21 protein-coding genes are annotated in these 22015 nt (G+C 39.1%); 17 read left to right on the top strand and 4 right to left on the bottom strand.

Translation table 11 applies throughout. From position 1 onward, the window contains the following. Position 1 precedes the first annotated feature (1 nt). From ATE34_RS03185 to lacG, 14 genes are all read left to right on the top strand, one after another. Complete coding sequence (locus ATE34_RS03185) at positions 2-880, top strand: DMT family transporter (protein ID WP_000791838.1); 879 nt, start codon at positions 2-4, stop codon at positions 878-880. Positions 881-891: 11 nt separating this feature from the next. Continuing rightward, positions 892-1581, top strand: coding sequence for a sugar phosphate nucleotidyltransferase (locus tag ATE34_RS03190; RefSeq protein ID WP_000643949.1), 690 nt, complete (start codon positions 892-894; stop codon positions 1579-1581). Positions 1582-1772: 191 nt separating this feature from the next. Continuing rightward, the gene (locus ATE34_RS03195; RefSeq protein ID WP_180382662.1) at positions 1773-2249 is read left to right on the top strand and encodes a PTS sugar transporter subunit IIA; all 477 of its coding nucleotides are present in this window, start codon (positions 1773-1775) and stop codon (positions 2247-2249) included. 37 nt (positions 2250-2286) lie between these two features. After that, entirely contained in the window at positions 2287-2592 is a 306-nt protein-coding gene (locus ATE34_RS03200) for a PTS sugar transporter subunit IIB (protein ID WP_000590551.1), read from the top strand. 55 nt (positions 2593-2647) lie between these two features. Continuing rightward, entirely contained in the window at positions 2648-4123 is a 1476-nt protein-coding gene (locus ATE34_RS03205; protein WP_000382524.1) for a PTS galactitol transporter subunit IIC, read from the top strand. 102 nt (positions 4124-4225) lie between these two features. Further along, positions 4226-5122: an aldose 1-epimerase family protein gene (locus tag ATE34_RS03210; RefSeq protein WP_084911053.1), complete on the top strand. Its 897-nt coding sequence runs from the start codon at positions 4226-4228 to the stop codon at positions 5120-5122. A gap of 286 nt (positions 5123-5408) precedes the next feature. Beyond that, complete coding sequence (gene lacA, locus ATE34_RS03215) at positions 5409-5834, top strand: galactose-6-phosphate isomerase subunit LacA (protein ID WP_000029277.1); 426 nt, start codon at positions 5409-5411, stop codon at positions 5832-5834. A gap of 29 nt (positions 5835-5863) precedes the next feature. Continuing rightward, positions 5864-6379: a galactose-6-phosphate isomerase subunit LacB gene (gene lacB / locus ATE34_RS03220; protein ID WP_001216921.1), complete on the top strand. Its 516-nt coding sequence runs from the start codon at positions 5864-5866 to the stop codon at positions 6377-6379. 10 nt (positions 6380-6389) lie between these two features. Next, a complete protein-coding gene (locus ATE34_RS03225; protein ID WP_084911054.1) occupies positions 6390-7319 on the top strand; it encodes a tagatose-6-phosphate kinase in 930 nt (309 codons plus the stop codon). A gap of 1 nt (position 7320) precedes the next feature. Then, positions 7321-8301 carry a tagatose-bisphosphate aldolase gene (gene lacD, locus ATE34_RS03230; protein ID WP_084911055.1) on the top strand — a complete coding sequence of 327 codons (981 nt, stop codon included), beginning with the start codon at positions 7321-7323 and terminating at the stop codon, positions 8299-8301. Positions 8302-8537: 236 nt separating this feature from the next. Further along, a complete protein-coding gene (locus ATE34_RS03235; RefSeq protein WP_084911056.1) occupies positions 8538-9374 on the top strand; it encodes a PRD domain-containing protein in 837 nt (278 codons plus the stop codon). A 35-nt stretch (positions 9375-9409) separates the two neighbouring features. After that, positions 9410-9727 carry a PTS lactose/cellobiose transporter subunit IIA gene (locus ATE34_RS03240; protein ID WP_001078327.1) on the top strand — a complete coding sequence of 106 codons (318 nt, stop codon included), beginning with the start codon at positions 9410-9412 and terminating at the stop codon, positions 9725-9727. Continuing rightward, positions 9727-11421, top strand: a complete 1695-nt coding sequence (locus ATE34_RS03245; protein ID WP_084911057.1) for a lactose-specific PTS transporter subunit EIIC — start codon at positions 9727-9729, stop codon at positions 11419-11421. The genes ATE34_RS03240 and ATE34_RS03245 overlap by 1 nt, the downstream gene beginning before the upstream one ends. Before the next feature lie 84 nt (positions 11422-11505). Beyond that, positions 11506-12912: a 6-phospho-beta-galactosidase gene (gene lacG, locus ATE34_RS03250; protein WP_084911058.1), complete on the top strand. Its 1407-nt coding sequence runs from the start codon at positions 11506-11508 to the stop codon at positions 12910-12912. Between the two features lie 39 nt (positions 12913-12951). Here lacG and ATE34_RS03255 read toward each other — a convergent pair whose 3' ends face one another. The 4 genes from ATE34_RS03255 to nrdH all read right to left on the bottom strand — a co-directional run bounded on the left by ATE34_RS03255 (position 12952) and on the right by nrdH (position 17482). Further along, positions 12952-13719: a DeoR/GlpR family DNA-binding transcription regulator gene (locus ATE34_RS03255; RefSeq protein WP_084911059.1), complete on the bottom strand. Its 768-nt coding sequence runs from the start codon at positions 13717-13719 to the stop codon at positions 12952-12954. A gap of 141 nt (positions 13720-13860) precedes the next feature. After that, positions 13861-14823: a class 1b ribonucleoside-diphosphate reductase subunit beta gene (nrdF, locus tag ATE34_RS03260; protein WP_033605642.1), complete on the bottom strand. Its 963-nt coding sequence runs from the start codon at positions 14821-14823 to the stop codon at positions 13861-13863. 194 nt (positions 14824-15017) lie between these two features. Then, entirely contained in the window at positions 15018-17177 is a 2160-nt protein-coding gene (nrdE, locus tag ATE34_RS03265) for a class 1b ribonucleoside-diphosphate reductase subunit alpha (RefSeq protein WP_084911060.1), read from the bottom strand. Positions 17178-17263: 86 nt separating this feature from the next. Continuing rightward, complete coding sequence (gene nrdH, locus ATE34_RS03270; protein ID WP_000259241.1) at positions 17264-17482, bottom strand: glutaredoxin-like protein NrdH; 219 nt, start codon at positions 17480-17482, stop codon at positions 17264-17266. Between the two features lie 653 nt (positions 17483-18135). Here nrdH and ATE34_RS03275 point away from each other — a divergent pair. The 3 genes from ATE34_RS03275 to ptsP all read left to right on the top strand — a co-directional run bounded on the left by ATE34_RS03275 (position 18136) and on the right by ptsP (position 21818). Then, entirely contained in the window at positions 18136-19356 is a 1221-nt protein-coding gene (locus tag ATE34_RS03275) for an alpha/beta hydrolase family protein (RefSeq protein ID WP_084911061.1), read from the top strand. Positions 19357-19815: 459 nt separating this feature from the next. Further along, positions 19816-20079, top strand: a complete 264-nt coding sequence (locus tag ATE34_RS03280) for a phosphocarrier protein HPr (protein ID WP_084911062.1) — start codon at positions 19816-19818, stop codon at positions 20077-20079. 5 nt (positions 20080-20084) lie between these two features. After that, entirely contained in the window at positions 20085-21818 is a 1734-nt protein-coding gene (gene ptsP / locus ATE34_RS03285) for a phosphoenolpyruvate--protein phosphotransferase (RefSeq protein ID WP_084854184.1), read from the top strand. Positions 21819-22015 lie beyond the last annotated feature (197 nt).

Below are 22015 nucleotides of genomic sequence, written 5' to 3' on the forward strand. Positions count from 1 at the left end.
GATGAAGAATAAAAATGGTGTTTCCTTTGGTCTGCTCTCTGGTATCTTCTGGGGATTAGGTCTAACGATTAGTGCTTATATCTTTTCAATTTTTACAAATCTTTCGCCTTTTGTGGTGGCTGCTGCTCATGATTTCTTGAGTATCTTTATCTTGTTAGCTTTTCTTTTGGTAAAAGAAGGAAAAGTTCGCCTCTCGATTTTCTTAAATATTCGAAATGTAAGTGTTATAATCGGTGCTTTGCTAGCTGGACCAATTGGTATGCAAGCCAATCTTTATGCGGTTAAATATATTGGTAGTTCTCTAGCTTCATCTGTATCTGCTATTTACCCGGCAGTTTCAGTTTTACTCGCCTTCTTCATTTTGAAACACAAGGTTTCAAAGAACACAGTATTCGGTGTTTTCTTGATTATTGCAGCTATCATTGCTCAAACCTACAAGGTTGAACAAGTTAACTCGTTTTACATTGGAATTCTTTGCGCCCTTATCTGTGCCATTGCCTGGGGGAGTGAAAGTGTTCTCAGCTCCTATGCTATGGAAAGTGAATTAAGTGAAATTGAAGCCTTGTTAATCCGACAAGTAACTTCATTCTTGTCCTATCTTGTGATTGTACTCTTTTCTCACCATTCATTTGCAGAAGTGGCAAACGGACAATTACTAGGGCTCTTGATTGTCTTTGCGGCCTTTGATATGATTTCCTATTTAGCTTATTATATCGCTATTAATCGTTTGCAACCTGCGAAAGCAACAGGTTTGAATGTGAGCTATGTAGTTTGGACTGTCTTATTTGCAGCTGTTTTCTTAGGTGCACCGCTAGATATGCTGACAATTATCACTTCACTTATTGTTATGGCTGGTGTTTATATTATTATTAAAGAATAAAGGAGATTCATGTGAAAGCGATTATTTTAGCAGCGGGATTAGGAACTCGTCTGCGCCCTATGACTGAAAATACCCCAAAAGCTTTGGTTAAGGTTAATCAAAAACCTTTGGTAGAATACCAAATCGAGTTTTTGAAAGAGAGAGGAATTGATGAGATTATCATCGTTGTCGGTTACCTAAAAGAACAATTTGACTACCTAAAAGAGAAATATGGTGTCCGTTTAGTCTTTAACGACAAGTATGCTGATTACAATAACTTTTACTCACTTTATCTAGTAAAAGAAGATTTGGCTAACAGCTACGTCATCGATGCAGATAACTATCTTTTCAAAAATATGTTTAGAAACGATCTCAAACGTTCTACCTATTTCAGCGTTTATCGTGAAGACTGTACGAACGAGTGGTTCTTGGTTTATGGTGATGACTATAAGGTTCAAGACATCATTGTTGACAGCAAAGCTGGTCGAATTTTGAGTGGGGTTTCATTCTGGGATGCTCCAACTGCAGAGAAGATTGTTGGCTTTATTGACAAAGCATATGCAAGTGGTGAATTTGTAGATCTCTACTGGGACAACATGGTTAAGGATAATATCAAAGAATTAGATGTGTATGTTGAAGAATTAGAAGACAATAGCATTTATGAAATTGATAGTGTAAAAGATTACCATAAGTTAGAAGAGATTTTATCTACTATTGAGTAAGGAAAGAGAAGAAGGCTTGAGCCTTCTTTTTTTGTAGATTTTAAAATAGAAATGTTTGATATTGATTATATTCTTGAAACAAAACAAAAATTACAAAAAAATGAACAAAATGAAACAAAAAAATATTGACAACGATTTCATATAGTGTTATACTTATACCATAAAAGATAATTGAAAGAAGGGAAAAGGTTATGGGGTTAGATCATTTCTTTGACAAAAACCTAGTGTTTTGCTTAGAAGCGGATAATCAAGAACAACTTTTTAATCAGGTGGCAACCTTATTGGAAGAACGAGAAATCGTTACTCCAACTTATCGTGAAGCCTTGATCGCGCGTGAGAAGTCATTTCCAACTGGCTTAGATATGGAATTTCTAGGAAAGGATTTGCCAAATGTAGCGATTCCTCATACAGATATTGTTCATAATCTAGCTGAGAAAGTAGTGGTTGTTCGATTAGAAAAACCAGTAACTTTTCACAATATGATTGCTCCTTATAGAGAGGTTGAAGTTTCACTGCTCTTCTTTATCATTAACAATTCAAGTTCAAGTCAAACGAATATTTTGGCTCAGTTGATGGATTTCTTTACAGGGAAGGATCATCTAGAAGATCTATCAAAAATTTCTGAACCAGAAAAACTTTATGCTTATATTGCTGAAGCAACAGCTTAATCTTGTCTATTAAAATATAAAATCGGAGGAAATCCAAATGATTAAAATTCTTGCTGCCTGCGGTGCAGGTGTTAACTCAAGTCACCAAATTAAAAGTGCTCTAGAAGAAGAACTATCAAATCGTGGTTATGACGTTCACTGTGATGCAGTCATGGTGAAAGATGTAAACGAAGACCTTATCAAGGGATACGATATCTTCACGCCAATCGCTGCAACTGACCTTGGTTTTGAACCAGGAATTCCAGTAATTGAAGCTGGACCAATCTTGTTCCGTATTCCAGCGATGAGTGCTCCAGTATTTGACAATATTGAAGCAGCTATCAAAGAACATGGACTAAGCTAATTTATCCTTTATCTTGTTAACATTCATATAACTTAGAAAAACGGGAGGAACTATTATGGATGTCATTATCAATCTGGCCAACGATATCTTCAAACCTATCTTGGCTATGGGTGGCCCTATCATCATGCTGATCATTTTGACAGTATTGGCCCTACTTTTTGGAGTGAAATTCTCCAAAGCGCTTGAAGGTGGTATCAAACTTGCCATCGCTCTTACTGGTATCGGTGCTATTATCGGTATGCTCAACGGAGCTTTCTCAGCATCACTTGCGAAATTCGTTGAAAACACTGGTATTCAATTGAACATCACTGACGTTGGTTGGGCACCACTTGCTACTATCACTTGGGGTTCTGCCTGGACACTTTACTTCTTGCTTGTGATGTTGATTGTCAACGTTGTGATGCTTGCAATGAAGAAAACAGACACACTTGACGTTGATATCTTCGATATCTGGCACTTGTCAATCACTGGTCTTTTGATCAAATGGTACGCAGACAACAATGGAGTTAGCCAAGGGGTTTCCCTTTTCATCGCAACTGCAGCAGTTGTCCTTGTAGGTATTTTGAAAATCATCAACTCTGACTTGATGAAACCAACATTCGACGACCTTCTTAATGCACCAAGTTCATCACCAATGACTTCAACTCACATGAACTACATGATGAACCCAGTTATCATGGTCTTGGATAAGATTTTTGATAAAGTATTGCCTGGTCTTGATAAATACGACTTTGACGCTGCAAAATTGAATAAAAAAATCGGTTTCTGGGGATCTAAATTCTTCATCGGTTTCATCCTTGGTATTGTTATCGGTTTGATGGGAACTCCACATCCAGTTGCTGGAGTAGAAGAAGCGGCATCTTGGGAACTTGTTATTAAAGGTTGGTTGAGCCTTGGTTTGACTGCCGGTGTCTGCTTGGAGCTCTTCTCACTTATCGGATCTTGGTTCATTGCAGCCGTAGAACCACTTTCACAAGGTATTACAAACGTTGCTACTAAACGTCTTCAAGGACGTAAATTTAACATCGGTCTTGACTGGCCTTTCATCGCTGGTCGTGCTGAAATCTGGGCTTGTGCCAACGTACTTGCTCCTATCATGCTAGTAGAAGCTGTACTTCTTTCTAAAGTCGGAAATGGTATCTTGCCACTTGCAGGTATCATCGCAATGGGTGTAACTCCAGCTCTCTTGGTTGTTACTCGTGGTAAATTGCTCCGTATGATCATCTTCGGAACTCTCTTGTTGCCACTCTTCCTTCTTTCAGGTACACTTATTGCACCATTTGCAACTGAACTTGCTAAAGGTGTGGGTGCCTTCCCAGAAGGTGTGAGTCAAACTCAATTGATTACTCACTCAACTCTTGAAGGACCAATCGAAAAACTTCTTGGTTGGGCAATTGGTAATGCCACAACAGGTGATATTAAAGCAATCCTTGGCGCAGTAGTCTTCCTTGTATTCTATGTAGGTATCTTTGCTTGGTATAGAAAACAAATGATTAAACGTAATGAAGAATACGCAGCAAATGCTAAATAATTCGCTCCTATAAAATGTAAATTGTGAAAACTAGGTTGTCAGTTTCCTAATGGGGAGTGACAGCCTAGTTTTTTATAAACTATCAAGAAATCGGAGAAAATAATGGTAATTGAAATCAAATCAGACCAGTTAACGGTCCAGTTTAAAACCTTAGGTGGCGCCTTGTCGTCGATCAAGGATCGAGAAGGCATTGAGTATCTGTGGCAAGGAGATGCCACTTACTGGAGTGGACAAGCTCCAGTACTTTTTCCAATCTGTGGCTCTTTAAGAGAAGATACAGCCTTCTACAGTCACGCAGATGGAACAGAGACGAAAGGAAACATTCCTCGCCATGGTTTGGTCCGTAAAAAAGAATTTGACTTAGTTGTTCAGACAGAAAACAGTGTTACTTTTGCTATCGAAGACGATAAGAATACTTATCAAAACTATCCTTATCACTTCCGCCTTGAAATCACTTATCTAGTGACCGGCAAGACTGTTCGTACTCAATACAAAGTCTTCAATAAAGAAACCAATAAAGTAATGCCATTCTTTATAGGAGGACATCCAGGGTTTAATTGCCCTCTACTAGATGGCGAAACTTATGAAGATTACTATTTAGAGTTTGAGAAAGAAGAGACTTGCTCTGTTCCCCGTCCTTTCCCAGAAACAGGCATGTTAGACTTTCAAGATAGAAGTCCATGGTTGGATTCACAAAAGGAAGTGGACCTCAGTTATGATCTGTTTAGTCTTGATGCAGTGACTTTGGATGAGTTGCAATCCAGAACAATTGCCCTTCGTTCTCGTAAGCATGAGAAGGAATTAAAAGTACACTTCCAAGAGTTTTCAAATCTCATTATCTGGTCAACTTTGAATAAGGGACCTTTCATTGCGTTTGAACCATGGTCTGGCTTGTCAACATCTCTTGAAGAAGGAGATCATTTAGAAGATAAGAAAAACGTTCGTCTCCTAGAACCTGGTCAAGTAGATCAGATTGGCTTTGATATTGAAATATTTTAGATAAAAAACCACAAAAACAAACATTTACTGTTGACTTTTTCTATAAATAGGAGTATATTATGTTTGTAAACAACAAATGATGTTTGTAACAAACAAACAATCGCTTGTTATATTCTCTTTTGAGGAGAAAGTTTGTTTCCAGGAACTTGATTTCCTGGACTTGGATAAGATGATATTCATCTCATTCAATCAAATTTATCACTAAACTGCTAGAAAGTCTTTTGTAGGTAAACTGCTAACTATAAAAGTCTTTACTAGCCTAGAAAAATAAAAAGGAGTATACAATATGTCTATTGTTATCGGTGCAGATGCTGCAGGTTTGAGATTGAAAGAAGTTGTGAAAGACTTCTTGGAAAAAGAAAACTTCCACGTTGTGGATGTTACAGCTGAAGGTCAAGACTTTGTTGATGTAACTCTTGCTGTTGCCGCAGAAGTAAACAAAGAAGAACAAAATCTTGGTATCGTGATTGATGCTTATGGTGCTGGTCCATTCATGGTCGCAACAAAAATCAAAGGAATGGTTGCCGCAGAAGTATCAGATGAACGCTCAGCATATATGACTCGTGGCCACAACAACTCACGTATGATCACTATGGGTGCACAACTTGTTGGTGATGAATTGGCTAAAAATATTGCTAAAGGTTTTGTTAACGGTAAATACGACGGTGGTCGTCACCAAATTCGTGTTGATATGTTGAACAAAATGTGCTAATTAGATTACAGTAAGAAAGGTAAGTTAAAATGAGAATTGCAATTGGATGTGACCACATCGTAACAGATGAAAAAATGGCGGTTTCAGAATTTTTGAAATCAAAAGGATATGAAGTCATCGACTTTGGTACCTATGACCACACACGTACTCACTACCCAATCTTTGGTAAAAAAGTTGGTGAAGCCGTTACAAGCGGTCAAGCTGATCTTGGGGTATGTATCTGTGGTACAGGTGTTGGTATCAACAACGCTGTCAACAAGGTTCCAGGAGTTCGTTCTGCCTTGGTTCGTGATATGACAACAGCTCTTTATGCAAAAGAACAATTGAACGCCAACGTTATTGGTTTTGGTGGTAAAATCACTGGTGAATTGCTCATGTGCGATATCATTGAAGCTTTCATCAATGCTGAATACAAACCATCAGAAGAAAATAAAAAATTGATTGCGAAAATTGAGCACGTTGAAACTCACAATGCTCATCAAGCAGATGCAAACTTCTTTACAGAATTCCTTGAAAAATGGGATCGCGGTGAATACCACGACTAAGAGGTGACGCATGATTTTAACAGTCACAATGAATCCATCCATTGATATTTCTTATCCTCTGGATGAATTGAAAATTGACACTGTCAACCGTGTGGTGGACGTGACCAAGACAGCTGGTGGTAAAGGTCTTAATGTTACACGAGTTCTTTCAGAATTTGGCGATTCTGTTGTTGCTACTGGTTTGGTCGGTGGTAAACTTGGTGAGTTTTTAGTAGAGCATATCGATGATAAAGTAACGAAACGTTTCTTCTCGATTCAAGGAGAGACTCGTAACTGTATTGCTATTCTACACGGTGAAAACCAAACAGAAATCCTTGAAAAAGGTCCCGAAGTTCTTGAACAAGAAGGGCAAGATTTCTTGGCTCATTTCGAAAATCTCCTTGACACTGTGGAAGTAGTCGCTATCTCAGGTAGTCTGCCAGCTGGGCTTCCAGTTGACTATTATGCAAGCTTAGTAGAACTTGCTAATCAAGCAGGCAAACCAGTTGTTCTAGACTGCTCAGGTGCAGCTCTTCAGGCTGTCCTTGAATCACCACACAAACCAACAGTAATCAAACCAAATAACGAAGAATTGTCTCAGCTTCTAGGTAGAGAAGTTTCTGAGGATTTGGATGAATTAAAAGAAGTTCTTCAAGAGCCTCTATTTGCAGGGATTGAGTGGATTATCGTGTCACTTGGTGCAAATGGTGTTTTTGCAAAACATGGTGATACTTTCTACAAGGTAGATATTCCAAGAATTCAGGTGGTCAATCCTGTCGGATCTGGAGATTCTACTGTTGCAGGTATTTCATCAGGACTTCTTCATAAGGCAACTGATCAAGAACTCCTCATCAAGGCAAATGTCCTTGGTATGCTCAATGCTCAAGAAAAGATGACAGGTCATGTCAATATGGCCAACTATCAGGCTCTATATGATCAATTAATAGTAAAAGAGGTATAAAATGGCTTTAACAGAACAAAAACGTGCACGCTTAGAAAAACTCTCAGATGAAAATGGCATTATCTCAGCTCTTGCCTTTGACCAACGTGGTGCTTTGAAACGCCTCATGGCTCAATACCAAACAGAAGAGCCAACAGTCGCTCAAATGGAAGAACTCAAAGTTTTGGTTGCAGATGAATTGACTAAATACGCATCCTCTATGCTTCTCGACCCTGAGTATGGACTTCCAGCTACAAAAGCTCTCGATGCCAATGCTGGTCTTCTCCTTGCTTATGAGAAAACTGGTTACGATACAACAAGCACCAAACGCTTGCCTGACTGTTTGGATGTTTGGTCTGCAAAACGCATCAAGGAACAAGGCGCAGACGCTGTGAAGTTCTTGCTTTACTACGATGTAGATAGCTCTGACGAACTCAACCAACAAAAACAAGCCTACATCGAACGCATCGGTTCTGAGTGTGTGGCGGAAGACATTCCATTCTTCCTTGAAATCCTCGCTTACGATGAAAAAATTGCTGATGCAGGTTCTGCAGAATATGCCAAAGTGAAACCACACAAGGTTATCGGTGCCATGAAGGTCTTCTCAGACCCACGCTTTAACATTGATGTCTTGAAAGTTGAAGTTCCTGTTAACATTAAATATGTTGAAGGCTTCGCTGAAGGTGAAGTAGTATATACACGTGAAGAAGCAGCAGCCTTCTTCAAAGCGCAAGACGAAGCAACAAATCTTCCTTACATCTACTTAAGTGCAGGTGTATCAGCTAAACTCTTCCAAGAAACACTTGTCTTTGCCCACGAATCAGGCGCAAACTTCAACGGTGTTCTTTGTGGCCGTGCAACTTGGGCTGGATCAGTTGAAGCCTACATCAAAGACGGTGAAGCAGCAGCTCGTGAATGGCTACGCACAACTGGATTTGAGAACATTGATGAACTCAACAAAGTTCTCCAAACCACAGCGACTTCATGGACTGAACGTGTATAAGTTTTCCCCCTAATCTTAGGAACATTGATCTAAATAAAAATTTTAAAAAAAGTTGAATGTAAAGGTTTACAAAAAAACTTACTTGTGCTATACTTAAATCACAAGTTAATACAAGGTGAGTGTTACTAAGTAATATTAGGCATGATCACAGGTGAATTAGAAATCGGTAGATTTTCTAGTTCATTTGTGGTCATTTTTTATACTCATATACCATTAAGAGATAAAAGGAGGTTGCCATGTATCGAATTCTAAATCCAATGAATCACAACGTCTCGCTTGTCAGAAACGACAAAGGAGAAGAAGTGATTGTGATTGGTAAGGGGATTGCATTTGGGAAAAAGAAGGGGGATTTGATTGCTGAAGAACAAGTTGAGAAAATCTTTCGGATGAAGACAGAAGAGTCCAGAGAAAATTTTATGGCTCTGCTCAAAGATGTTCCGCTGGATTTTATCACAGTGACCTATGAGATTATTGATAAGCTTTCTAAGAAATATCATTATCCGATTCAAGAGTATCTCTATGTGACATTGACAGATCATATTTACTGTTCTTACCAAGCTCTAGTACAAGGAAGGTACAAGGATAGTAATCTGCCAGATATTTCCACTAAGTATCCTGTCGCTTTTCAAATCGCAAAGGAAGCCTTTGAAATCTATCGTCAGAAGTTGACAGATCATTTCCCTGAGGATGAAATTATTCGGATTGCTTATCATTTCATTAATGCTGAAGGTGAAAATGAAGTGGAACTTGTGGAGTCGATTGATAAGAGGAAAGAAATTCTCAGGAATGTCGAAGAAGTGCTAAAGTGTTATGCAATTCAACGAACCAAAGAGAATAATCATTTCTATGATCGTTTTATGATTCATTTGAATTATTTCTTGGATTATTTAGACAGATCTAGAGATGATAACCAATCACTTCTGGATATGGAAGATCATATTAAACAATCCTATCCAAAAGCGTTTGAGGTGGGTTCCAAGATCTATGATGTGATTACGCAACATACGGGTCTTGATTTGTATAAGAGTGAGCGAGTTTATCTAGTTCTACATATCCAACGTTTATTGTCATAAAAATTTAATTAAAAATACATAAGGAGAATTCTATCATGAATAGAGAAGAAGTAACATTGTTAGGTTTTGAAATCGTAGCCTATGCTGGCGATGCTCGTTCGAAACTATTGGAAGCCTTGAAGGCTGCTGAAGCTGGCGATTTTGCGAAAGCTGATACTCTCGTGGAGGAAGCTGGTGGCTGTATCGCCGAGGCTCATCACGCGCAAACAAGTCTATTGACCAAGGAAGCAGCTGGTGAAGATTTGGCCTATAGTGTGACCATGATGCATGGTCAGGATCACTTGATGACAACTATCTTGCTCAAAGACTTGATGCACCATTTAATCGAACTTTACAAGAGAGGAGTTAAGTAATGAACAAACTAATTGCTTTTATCGAGAAAGGAAAGCCTTTCTTTGAAAAACTGTCTCGTAATATCTACCTTCGCGCTATTCGTGATGGTTTCATTGCTGGGATGCCAGTCATTCTCTTCTCAAGTATCTTTATCTTGATTGCCTTTGTTCCTAACTCATGGGGCTTTAAATGGTCTGACGATGTTGTCAATCTCCTCATGAAACCTTATAGCTATTCAATGGGGATTCTAGCTCTCTTGGTAGCTGGTACAACAGCTAAGTCATTGACCGACTCAGTAAACCGTAGCATGGAGAAAACCAACCAAATCAACTATATGTCGACACTTTTGGCTGCGATTGTTGGTTTGTTAATGTTAGCAGCTGATCCTATCGAAAATGGACTAGCTACTGGATTCTTGGGGACAAAAGGTTTGCTTTCGGCCTTCCTTGCTGCCTTTGTTACTGTAGCCATCTATAAGGTTTGTGTTAAGAACAACGTCACTATTCGTATGCCTGACGAAGTTCCACCAAATATCTCACAAGTCTTTAAAGATGTGATTCCATTCACTCTATCAGTGGTTTCTCTTTATGCTCTTGATTTACTAGCTCGTCATTTTGTTGGTGCAAGCGTAGCTGAATCAATCGGTAAATTCTTTGCACCATTATTCTCAGCTGCTGATGGCTATCTAGGTATTACCATTATCTTTGGTGCCTTTGCCTTCTTCTGGTTTGTTGGTATCCATGGTCCATCTATCGTTGAACCTGCTATCGCAGCGATTACCTATGCAAATGCCGAAGTCAACTTGAACCTTCTCCAACAAGGTATGCACGCTGACAAGATTCTTACTTCTGGTACACAAATGTTTATCGTTACCATGGGTGGTACTGGTGCGACACTGGTTGTTCCATTCATGTTCATGTGGTTAACCAAATCGAAACGTAACCGTGCAATCGGACGTGCTTCAGTAGTTCCAACTTTCTTTGGTGTAAATGAACCAATCTTGTTTGGTGCACCGCTTGTCTTGAACCCAATCTTCTTTATTCCATTCATCTTTGCGCCAATTGCCAACGTATGGATTTTTAAATTCTTCATTGAGACGCTTGGCATGAACTCATTTACTGCCAACCTTCCTTGGACAACACCAGGTCCGCTCGGTATTGTTCTCGGTACAAACTTCCAATTCTTGTCATTTGTACTTGCTGCTTTGTTAATCCTTGTTGACGTAGCCATTTACTATCCATTCCTCAAGGTTTATGATGAACAAATTCTTGAAGAAGAGCGTTCAGGTAAAGCCAATGATGAATTGAAAGAAAAAGTAGCAGCAAACTTCAATACTGCCAAAGCAGATGCTATTCTTGAAAAAGCAGGTGTAGAAGAAGCGCAAAACACAATTACAGAAGAAACAAATGTTCTCGTTCTCTGTGCAGGAGGAGGTACAAGTGGTCTCCTTGCAAATGCTCTAAACAAGGCAGCTGCAGAGTACAAAGTTCCTGTTAAAGCAGCAGCTGGTGGCTATGGTGCTCACCGTGAAATGTTGCCTGAGTTTGATCTAGTTATCCTTGCTCCTCAAGTAGCTTCAAACTTTGAAGACATGAAGGCCGAAACCGACAAACTTGGTATCAAACTTGCCAAGACAGAAGGTGGCCAATACATTAAACTGACTCGTGATGGAAAAGGCGCTCTTGCCTTTGTTCAAGCGCAGTTCGAAGAATAAAATGTAAATAGCAAAGAAGTGAGATGGCGGAACTCCTCCCAACTCTATCTCCATCTCATTTCTATTTCTTGAAAGGTGAATCAAATGACAAAAACACTTCCAAAAGACTTTATTTTTGGCGGGGCAACAGCAGCCTATCAAGCAGAAGGTGCGACCAATACCGATGGTAAAGGACCAGTTGCCTGGGACAAATACCTCAAAGATAACTACTGGTACACTGCTGAACCAGCCAGTGATTTCTACCACAAATACCCAGTTGACCTCAAACTTGCAGAAGAGTATGGTGTCAATGGTATCCGTATTTCAATCGCTTGGTCACGTATCTTTCCAACTGGTTATGGGAAGGTTAATGACAAGGGGGTTGAGTTCTATCATAATCTATTTGCAGAATGTCACAAACGGCATGTTGAGCCCTTTGTAACTCTTCATCACTTTGACACGCCAGAAGCTCTACATTCAAATGGAGACTTCTTAAACCGTGAAAACATTGAACACTTTGTAGACTACGCGGCTTTCTGTTTTGAAGAATTTCCTGAAGTTAACTATTGGACAACCTTTAATGAAATTGGGCCAATTGGTGATGGTCAATACTTGGTTGGGAAATTCCCTCCAGGTATTCAGTACGACCTTGCCAAAGTCTTCCAATCTCATCACAATATGATGGTGTCGCATGCGCGTGCAGTCAAGCTATATAAAGGTAAAGGTTATAAAGGTGAAATTGGTGTGGTTCATGCCCTGCCTACTAAGTATCCTCTGGATCCAGATAATCCAGCAGATGTTCGCGCTGCTGAGCTGGAAGATATCATCCACAATAAATTTATTTTGGATGCGACTTATCTAGGACGCTATTCCGAAGAAACCATGGAAGGTGTCAACCATATCTTAGCAGTCAATGGTGGAAGCTTAGATTTGCGTGAAGAAGACTTCGATGCATTAGAAGCAGCAAAAGACTTGAATGACTTCCTCGGCATTAACTACTACATGAGTGATTGGATGCAAGCCTTTGATGGAGAGACGGAAATCATCCACAATGGAAAAGGTGAAAAAGGAAGCTCTAAGTATCAGATTAAGGGAGTTGGACGTCGAGTAGCTCCAGATTATGTGCCACGTACGGACTGGGATTGGATTATCTATCCTCAAGGTTTGTATGATCAAATCATGCGCGTGAAGAAAGATTACCCAAATTACAAGAAAATCTACATCACAGAGAATGGTCTCGGATACAAAGATGAGTTTGTGGATGGGACAGTCTACGATGATGGGCGGATTGATTATGTGAAGCAGCACTTGGAAGTTTTGTCTGATGCGATTGCAGATGGAGCTAATGTAAAAGGTTACTTCATTTGGTCATTGATGGACGTCTTCTCATGGTCAAACGGTTATGAAAAGCGTTACGGCCTCTTCTATGTTGATTTTGAAACCCAGGAGCGCTATCCAAAGAAATCGGCTCACTGGTATAAAAAACTAGCTGAGACACAACTTATTGAATAAAATTCAACAAAAATTCCCCGCCAAAAGGCAGGGGAATTTTTATGGTTTTGATAAAAGAATGGTTGTTTGTTTCGACAGATCTTCAAATGTCTCCTGACTCAGTTCGGAATCTGAAACGATGGTATCAATCTCTGAGATATTGTAGAAAGTGTAAAAATCAAACTTATTAAACTTGCTGTGGTCTGCCAGTAAGTATTTTTTATTGGCATTGTTCAAGGCGATTCGTTGTACCTCGCCCTCTTCTTCACTGAAAGTAGCAATTGCCTTATTCTTAATACCATTACAGCTAACAAATGCCTTAGAAAACTGAAGGTTTGTCAAATCCTGCAAGGTAAGTGTCCCTACAAAAGCACCAGTGATAGAGCGATAATTTCCGCCAATCAAGATCAAATCTGTTAATTTTCGTTCGTTTAGGATGAGAAAAACAGGAAGACTGTTTGTTACAACACGAATGTTATCGATAGGGAGCTCACGAGCAAAACATTCTAAGGTTGTTCCTGGCCCGATAAAAATGGTTTCACCTTCGTCAATCAAATGACCTGCAAAACGGCTAATTTCTTGTTTTTCAGCAATCTGCAAGCCTTGTTTTTCAACGTTTGAGCGTTCGTTGTTTAAGAGAGAACCTGTACGAAGTTTTTCAGCGCCACCGTGCACACGAACCAGCAAATCCTTATCTGCCAATTCTTGTAAGTAGCGGCGAGCTGTCATATCTGATACATCAAGACTCTCCATAATCTCTTTTACAGTAATAGTGCCTTTTGTGTTTACTGCTTCTAGAATACTATCTAGTTTTTCTTGCTTTAGCATCCTTATCACCTCGATTTCTACTATTATTATCTTACCATAAAACGCTCAATCAATCAAATAGAAAAAAACAAAATAAAACAAAAACAAAAATCTCACAGTCTGTTTAAACAAACTGTGAGAAGTATGGATTAAAGCTTATTTTTAATCTAAACCGTAGTTGTAGTCATCGTCTTGCATGGCCTCAACTTCACCAAGAAGGTAACCATTTCCGACTTGGGAGAAGAAGTCGTGGTTGGATGTTCCTGTTGAGATTCCGTTCATTACGATTGGGTTAACATCATCAGCCGAATCTGGGAAGAGTGGATCTTGTCCAAGATTCATAAGAGCCTTATTGGCATTGTAGCGAAGGAAGGTTTTAACTTCTTCGGTCCAACCAACACCGTCATAGAGACTTTCAGTATAACCTTCTTCGTTCTCGTAGAGAGTGTAGAGCAGGTCGTACATCCATTCTTTGAGTTTTTCTTGCTCTTCTTCAGGCAATTCATTGAAACCAAGTTGGAATTTGTAACCAATGTAAGTTCCATGAACAGACTCATCACGGATGATTAGTTTGATGATTTCCGCAACGTTGGCCAGTTTGTTGTTACCGAGATAGTAAAGTGGTGTAAAGAAACCAGAGTAGAAGAGGAAGGTTTCAAGGAAAACGCTGGCAACTTTCTTTTCTAGTGGGCTACCATTGAGATAGATTTCATTGATAATTTCCGCTTTTCTTTGTAGGTAGGGATTAGTGTTGGTCCATTCAAAGATTTCTTCAATTTCAGCCTTGGTATTCAAGGTTGAAAAGATAGAAGAGTAAGATTTTGCGTGGACAGATTCCATAAATTGGATGTTGTTGAAAACAGCTTCCTCATGCGGTGTACGGATGTCTGAACGAAGCGCCTGAACTCCTGTTTCAGATTGCATGGTATCCAAAAGGGTCAAACCACCAAATACTTTTCCTACTAGGTCTTTTTCCTTGTTTGATAGTTTTCTCCAGTCGTCTAGGTCATTTGACAAGGGGATGCGCGTATCAAGCCAGAATTGCTCTGTCAGCTTTTCCCAAGTTGATTTGTCGATGACATCTTCGATGGCATTCCAGTTAATGGCTTTGTAGTAAGTTTCCATTTGAAATCTCTTTCTGTATGTAATAATGCGATTGTCGAATCCTCTTTATTTTATCATAGTCTGAGAAGAGTATCGCACAAAAAGTCGGAAGCCCGACTTTTTAGTTTTTCATAGTATTTAAGATACTTATCAAGTTTTGTATGACGGGTAACTTAATCAGTAGTCTGAGAAAATGTGGTTGCCTTTGACTAAAATTAAATCACACAGCTTTCACATTGGTTAGCACCAACTTCCCCACCGTCGTCTGTAAAGGTACGGACGTAGTAGATAGACTTGATACCCTTGTTAAAGGCATAGTTACGAAGGATAGATAGGTCACGTGTCGTTTGTTTGTTTTCTTTCTTCCATTCGTAAAGACCTTTTGGAATGTCGCTACGCATGAAGAGGGTGAGTGAAAGTCCTTGATCCACGTGCTCTGTCGCAGCAGCGTAAACATCAATTACCTTACGCATATCCATGTCGTAAGCAGAAGTGTAGTAAGGGATAGTTTCTGTTGACAAGCCTGCAGCTGGATAGTAGATTTTACCGATTTTCTTCTCTTGGCGTTCTTCGATACGTTGCGTAATCGGGTGGATAGATGCAGAAACATCGTTGATGTAACTGATAGAACCATTTGGAGCTACAGCAAGGCGGTTTTGGTGATAAAGACCATCTGCTTGAACCTTTTCGCGAAGTTCAGTCCAATCAGCAGCACTTGGAATAAAGACATCTTTGAAGAGTTTTTTAACACGGTCTGATTTTGGAACAAACTCGCCTGTCACATACTTGTCAAAGTAGCTTCCGTTAGCATAGTCTGATTTTTCAAAGTTGTGGAAGGTGATGCCACGTTCGCGCGCGATATTGTTTGACTCAACCAAGGTCCAGTAGTTCATAAGCATAAAGTAGATGCTTGTAAATTCAATTGACTCAGGTGATCCGTACTCAATCAGTTGTTGGGCAAGGTAGCTATGAAGCCCCATGGCACCAAGACCAAAGGTGTGAGCTAAACTGTTTCCGTGGTCGATAGTAGGGACAGCTACGATGTGTGAACTATCTGTAACGAAAGTAAGGGCACGAACCATAGCGCGAATAGAACGACCAAAGTCAGGTGAGGTCATCATGTTGACCACGTTGGTTGAACCAAGGTTACATGAAACGTCCGTTCCCATTTGAAGGAATTCTTGAGCATCGTTGATTAAGCTTGGTTCTTGAACTTGAAGAATCTCAGAACACAAGTTACTCATGATAATCTTTCCATCAACAGGGTTTGCACGGTTAGCCGTATCAATGTTGACTACATAAGGGTAACCAGATTCTTGTTGCAATTTAGAGATTTCAGTTTCCAAATCACGCGCCTTGATTTTTGTCTTGCGGATATTTGGATTTGCGACTAATTCATCGTATTTTTCAGTGATGTCAATATAGTTGAATGGTACACCATACTCAAGCTCTACAGAGTATGGGCTGAAGAGGTACATTTCTTCATTTTTACGAGCTAATTCGTAGAATTTATCGGGTACTACAACACCAAGTGAAAGGGTCTTTACACGAACCTTTTCATCAGCATTTTCTTTCTTAGTGGAAAGGAAGGCGATGATATCTGGGTGAAAGACGTTGAGGTAGACAACACCAGCACCTTGACGTTGACCAAGTTGGTTTGAGTAGGAGAAACTGTCTTCGAAGAGTTTCATAACTGGAACGACACCAGAAGCTGCTCCTTCATAACCTTTGATAGGTGCGCCAGCTTCACGAAGGTTGCTTAGAGTAATACCTACACCACCACCGATACGTGAAAGTTGAAGAGCTGAGTTGATAGAACGTCCGATAGAGTTCATGTCATCAGTTACTTGAATCAAGAAACAAGATACCAACTCCCCACGACGAGCACGACCTGCGTTCAAAAAGGAAGGAGTAGCAGGTTGGTAGCGTTGGTGGATGATTTCATTGGCAATATCAGTCGCAATTGCTTCATCCCCGTCAGCAAAGTAAAGTGCATTAAAGAAGACACGGTCTTCCATGCTTTCAAGGTAGTATTCCCCATCGTTAGTCTTCAAGGCATATTGGTTGTAAAACTTATAGGCAGCCATGAATGATTTGAATTGGAAGTTTTGTTCTTTAATAAATTGAGATAATTCTTCCAAAAACTCTGGACGGTATTTTTTGATAAATGCTGTTTCAATGTAGTTGTGTTCAATGAGGTAGTTGATTTTATCAGTGATCGAATCAAAAACCATTGTATTTGGTACTACATTTTCTTTAAAGAAGGCATCCAAGGCTTCTTTATCTTTATGCAGCATGATTTGTCCATTAACAGGACGGTTGATTTCGTTATTGAGACGGAAGTAAGTCACGTCTTCAAGATGTTTTAATCCCATAAAATTTTCCTTATCTAACCTGATTACAAAAGAAAGGCCTCTAAGTTAGCCCTAGAAGCGAGTTTCTTCTGGATGATTTACTAAGATTATGCTAATTGTTTCAGTTTTCCTGGTTGGAAACCTGAAAAGACTTCAGTTGGTGTTTGGATAACAGGAGCAGCGCTGAAACCGAGCTCTTTAACTTGATCGACGTACTCAGGTTGCTCGTCAAGATTGATCTCACGATAAGCCACGTTGTTGCTATCCAAGAAACGTTTGGTCATTTTACATTGTACACAATTATTTTTAGAATAAACCGTTACCATTTTCGTAACTCCTCTTTCAAAATAGATTACTTTCTTAGTATATCAGAAAAAAAAACTTTGTCAAACTTTTTAAACTAAATCTTGTGCTAAAAAGTTACAGTTTTGAAATCAAAACACAAGATATAGTGTTTTTTTGAAACATAAATTTTGACTTCCGTTGAATTGTCAAACTTTCTCAAAATAAAAAAACTACATACTGTATATTGGCAACTTGAATAGAAGATTTTCAGCAAGTTATCAGAAAGGAAAACGAAGAAAATAGCAAAAATCGTAAGAACAGGAATAAGTCTAGCTGAGACAATGCTTTAACAAAACAGAAACTGTGATATTTACGAAAAAAGAAATTTTCTACACAAGATGTCCCAATATTTTGTATTAGAATATCTAAAATATAACAAAAGTGGAAATGACAGATTATGCTGTATTCATAAAAATGGATCATTGGTTAATTTTATATAGGATACTTATGAGTTTCGTATCCTTTTATAAGGAGTATATAAATACAATGTTTGAGAAAGTTCATTTTATGTGATATAGTATCTGTGATTATAAGATTAGAAAATGGATATCTGGATGCTTTTGCTTGATAGAGAATGTTATCAGATTATAATTAGATTAAATGAATGAAAGAACACAGAATTAGGAGGCGCGTGGTGAAAGAAAATGATGTTATTTTAAAACGGCAATCAACTCAAATATTTTTTAAGAATGGTGATACGGATTTTTTCTTTAATTGGTTGTTAGGAATCGGTGAAATTTTTGGTTTCACTCATGGAGAGCTTTATTATCTTGCTCAAAGATTGGGGAACTCACCAAAGCCTGATGACTGGAAAAATGTATTTTTATCGCATGTAAACTACCTTGAACAAGAAGCAAGTAATTCAGGATTGAGTGAACAAACAAAGGCGCAGTATTATCTTGCACAGACCTACTCACTTCGCTCGGCAATTCAGTTTACCGATCCATTTTCTGACGAGTATTTACCGACCGTTCGTCAAATGGAGAAGGTGTTTTCTAGTGCAATTCATTCACTAGGTGCACCGATTGAAAAACTAACTATTCCCTATCAGGGTTCTTACTTGCCTGGGTATTATCTTCATAGCGGTGATAATTGTCCAACGCTAATCATGATTGGTGGAGGTGATACTTATCGCGAAGATTTATTTTACTTTGCAGGATATCCTGGATGGATACGAAATTATAATGTTTTAATGGTTGATCTTCCTGGTCAAGGGAGCAATCCTAGTAGAGGGCTGGTCTTTGATGTGGATGCTTCTATTCCAATTTCATTATGCATAGACTGGTTGGAAAATAGAAATCCTAAACTAAATTATTTAGCTATTTATGGTGTCAGCGGAGGGGGATATTTTACCGCACAAGCTGTCGAAAAGGATCCAAGAATTCATGCTTGGATTGCTAGTACCCCTATTTACGATGTTGCAGAACTTTTCAGAAAAGAATTTGGATCAAGTTTGAAAGCACCTAGTTGGTTAATAAATGCCATTTTAAAATTAGCTGGAAATTTGAATGAATCAGCAAATTTAAATCTTAAAAAGTATGCATGGCAGTTTGGTACTTCTGATTTTAAGAGTGCTATTGATGATGTATTTAACCATGCAAAGATTGTGGATTATCAAAAAATTCAATGCCCATGCCTTTTTATCATGGGAAAGGGTGAGGGTGCTGAACTGCAGCATCAAACTAAGGTAATTTATGAAGCACTTAAATCTAAAAATCAACAAACTAAACTTCAAGTATTTGAGGCGGAAAGTGGTGCGGACGCTCATTGCCAAGTCAATAATCTAAGACTCGCCCATAATGTCGTTTTTGATTGGTTGGATACTTTATTTGAATGGAATCAATCAAAGTTTTAGCTCTACTTATACCACTTAGATATATCTACCTTTTTACTGTTAGGGGCTACAAACTTATTTTACTTTAAGTAGCAAATTGGATAAATTCTCTACTGTTGATGGTAAGAGTAGGTTTTAGAATTTCAGTATTTAGTATTTGATGAAGTCTTTTCAAATAATAGATTTACTGAGTTATATTAATTATAGTTAAATAGTATTATTTCATTATTTACTAGGATTGTCCTCTGATTGGTATTAAGGGAAAATAGCTTTGAAAATTGGAATTTTGAAGGTAATATTCTTTTAATAATTAGTGCCTAAATTTCCCATAGTACCTGTATGATAGAAAAAAGAAGCAATTTCATTTTCAGTAAAAGTCCATAAAATACTTGAAAAATTATCTAGAAGGTGATATAATACAGTCTTGTAAGGGTTATCACATATAATCCAAAAAAGAAATAACTAAAGGAGAGTCAAACTATGGCTTCTAAAGATTTCCACGTAGTGGCAGAAACAGGTATTCACGCACGTCCAGCAACATTGTTGGTTCAAACAGCTAGCAAATTTGCTTCAGATATCACTCTTGAATACAAAGGTAAATCAGTAAACCTTAAATCTATCATGGGTGTTATGAGTCTTGGTGTTGGCCAAGGTGCTGACGTCACAATTTTAGCTGAAGGTGCAGATGCTGACGACGCAATCGCTGCTATCACTGAAACTATGGAAAAAGAAGGATTGGCATAAGGAAAATGACAGAAATGCTTAAAGGAATCGCAGCATCAGACGGTGTTGCAGTTGCAAAAGCATATCTACTCGTTCAACCGGATTTGTCATTTGAGACTATTACAGTCGAAGATACAAACGCAGAAGAAGCTCGCCTTGATGCCGCTCTAAAAGCATCACAAGACGAGCTTTCTGTTATTCGTGAGAAAGCAGTAGGTACGCTCGGTGAAGAAGCAGCTCAAGTTTTTGACGCTCACTTAATGGTTCTTGCTGACCCAGAAATGATCAGCCAAATCAAGGAAACAATCCGTGCGAAGAAAGTGAATGCAGAAGCAGGTCTGAAAGAAGTGACAGACATGTTTATCACTATCTTTGAAGGTATGGAAGACAACCCATACATGCAAGAACGTGCAGCGGATATCCGCGACGTGACAAAACGTGTATTGGCAAATCTCCTTGGTAAGAAGTTGCCAAACCCAGCTTCTATCAATGAAGAAGTGATCGTGATTGCGCATGACTTGACTCCTTCCGATACAGCTCAATTGGACAAAAACTTTGTAAAAGCTTTTGTAACCAACATCGGTGGACGTACAAGCCACTCAGCTATCATGGCGCGTACACTTGAAATCGCGGCAGTATTGGGTACAAACAACATCACTGAAATTGTTAAAGATGGTGATATCCTGGCTGTTAACGGTATCACTGGTGAAGTGATTATCAACCCAACTGATGAGCAAGCGGCAGAATTCAAGGCTGCTGGTGAAGCTTATGCGAAGCAAAAAGCTGAATGGGCTCTCTTGAAAGATGCTAAAACAGTAACTGCTGATGGCAAACACTTTGAATTGGCTGCCAATATCGGTACTCCAAAAGACGTTGAAGGTGTCAATGCCAACGGTGCCGAAGCTGTCGGTCTTTACCGTACAGAGTTCTTGTACATGGATTCTCAAGACTTCCCAACAGAAGACGAGCAGTACGAAGCTTACAAGGCTGTACTTGAAGGAATGAACGGTAAACCTGTTGTCGTTCGTACAATGGATATCGGTGGAGATAAGGAACTTCCTTACTTCGATATGCCTCATGAAATGAACCCATTCCTTGGATTCCGTGCCCTTCGTATCTCTATTTCTGAAACTGGAGATGCTATGTTCCGCACACAAATCCGTGCCCTTCTTCGTGCGTCTGTACACGGTCAATTGCGTATCATGTTCCCAATGGTTGCGCTCTTGAAAGAATTCCGTGCAGCGAAAGCAGTCTTTGACGAAGAAAAAGCAAACCTTCTTGCTGAAGGTGTTGCAGTTGCGGATAATATCCAAGTTGGTATCATGATCGAAATCCCAGCAGCAGCAATGCTTGCAGACCAATTTGCAAAAGAAGTTGACTTCTTCTCAATTGGTACAAACGACTTGATCCAATACACAATGGCAGCAGACCGTATGAACGAGCAAGTTTCATACCTTTACCAACCATACAACCCATCAATCCTACGTTTGATTAACAACGTTATCAAAGCAGCTCACGCTGAAGGTAAATGGGCTGGTATGTGTGGTGAGATGGCCGGTGACCAAAAAGCAGTTCCACTTCTTGTAGGAATGGGCTTGGATGAGTTCTCTATGTCAGCAACATCTGTTCTTCGTACACGTAGCTTGATGAAGAAATTGGATACAGCTAAGATGGAAGAGTACGCAAACCGTGCCCTTACAGAATGCTCAACAATGGAAGAAGTTCTTGAACTTCAAAAAGAATACGTTGACTTTGATTAATTGAAAGGTCCTTGCAACTCGGTTGCAGGGATTTTTTTTAAAAAATTTGGTGATTGATTTTCAATATAGGATTCTCAAATCAGACTGTTCAGATAGAAGATAGTGTAGAAAACAAAAAAATCGTTAACTGGTTCATAAAATTCTTGACAAGTTCCAAATTTAGGAGTAAACTATTAACCAGTTAACTTTTAGAGAGG

The organism is Streptococcus oralis subsp. tigurinus, assembly GCF_002093545.1.
Taxonomy (GTDB): domain Bacteria; phylum Bacillota; class Bacilli; order Lactobacillales; family Streptococcaceae; genus Streptococcus; species Streptococcus oralis_C.